Here is a 1,048-nt window from a genome sequence, read left to right as displayed (position 1 = left end):
CTCCACCCGCGCCGAGTAAGCACGCGTGAGATCAGAAGCGAGCGGACCCAACGACCACCCGTCACCCGCAATGTGATGCAGGACCAGGACGAGGACATGGCGGTCGGGGGCGAGACGGAACAGCTTGGCGCGAAGGGGGATGTCGGTTGCCAGGTCGAAGGCGTACCGGGCGGCTGACTCCAGGGCGTCCGGCAGCTCCGTCTCGGTGACGTCGGTGACGGGCAACTCGACGCTCACGCTGTCGAGGACGTGCTGGTACGGAGCGCCGTCGGCCTCCGGGAACACCGTCCGCAGACTCTCGTGCCGGGCCACCACGTCACCGAGAGCGGCCCGCAGCGCCACACGGTCCAATGTGCCGGTCAGCCGTACGACGAGGGGAATGTTGTACGTGGCGCTCGGCCCCTCCATCTTGTGCAGGAACCACAGCCGCCGCTGGGCGGACGAGAGAGGAAGGGCCGGCGGGCGTTCCCGCGCCGCCAGGGGCGGCCGAGCGGGTCCCGCGGTGTCGAGGAGTGCCGCCACCGTGGCCGGCGTCGGCCCGTCGAACAGCGCGCGCAGCTCCAGCTCGACTCCGAACGCGGCACGGATCCGGGCGATGAGACGGGTGGCCAGCAGCGAGTGTCCGCCCAGGTCGAAGAAGTGGTCGTCGACGCCGACCCGGGGCAGCCCCAGCACCTGCGCGAACAGATCGCACACGATCTGCTCCTGCGGCGTGCGCGCCTCCCGCCCCGACCTGGGAACGCTGAAGTCCGGCTCCGGAAGCGCCGCCTTGTCCAGTTTGCCGTTGGCGGTGAGCGGCATGCGGTCCAGTACGACGACGGCGGCCGGCAGCATGTAGTCGGGCAGCCGGTCCCGCGCGAACTCCCGTACGTCCCCGGCGCACAGGGCTCCCCGTGCCACCACGTAAGCGATGAGGCGGGCATCGCCTGCCTGCTCCTCGCGGACCATCACCGCCGCCTCGGCGATGTCGGGGTGGTCGGTCAGCACGTTCTCGATCTCGCCGGGTTCGATGCGGAAGCCGCGGACCTTGACCTGGTGGTCGGCGCGG

Annotated in this window: 1 protein-coding gene; it reads right to left on the bottom strand. The window is 70.9% G+C overall.

Features of this window, described 5'->3' with window-relative positions; translation table 11 throughout:
• Positions 1-1,048, bottom strand: a 1,048-nt coding sequence (locus IE142_RS34775; RefSeq protein WP_229831205.1) for a condensation domain-containing protein, incomplete at both ends; no start/stop codon positions are given.

This window comes from Streptomyces mutabilis (assembly GCF_014649815.1).
GTDB lineage: Bacteria > Actinomycetota > Actinomycetes > Streptomycetales > Streptomycetaceae > Streptomyces > Streptomyces mutabilis.
The sequence above is the reverse complement of the archived record's forward strand: the minus strand, read 5'-3'. Positions and strand labels throughout refer to the sequence as shown.